Raw genomic sequence first — 315 nt, 5'->3', positions numbered from 1 at the left:
ACGCCTGAGAAAAGAAAACAAAGATCTCAAAATGGAGAAAGAGATCTTAAAAAAGGCCAGCGCCTTCTTTGCGAGAGAAATGAAGTAAACTATCAGTTCATCATGTAACTCCACCCAATTTAGTACAGCTCTTTCATAGAATTTTATGCCACCTTAAGATAACCTATTGGTGTCATATCGCCAAGTGAATCATGAGGCCGTTCATAATTATAAATATCTAACCACTTGTTCTGGTCAACTCCAGCCGGACACTTTTCCTAAAGAATTTTCATACTCTACTGGTGACTGATCATTATTAGCTGAGTGCAGTCTTTC

General features: G+C 38.1%; 1 pseudogene. It reads right to left on the bottom strand.

The features are described 5' to 3' along the window. Positions 1-143: 143 nt before the first annotated feature. A pseudogene (locus AN391_RS20485) lies at positions 144-224 on the bottom strand (integrase core domain-containing protein); the annotation flags it as partial. Positions 225-315 lie beyond the last annotated feature (91 nt).

Source organism: Pseudoalteromonas sp. P1-13-1a, from assembly GCF_001401875.1.
Taxonomy (GTDB): domain Bacteria; phylum Pseudomonadota; class Gammaproteobacteria; order Enterobacterales; family Alteromonadaceae; genus Pseudoalteromonas.
The sequence above is the reverse complement of the archived record's forward strand: the minus strand, read 5'-3'. Positions and strand labels throughout refer to the sequence as shown.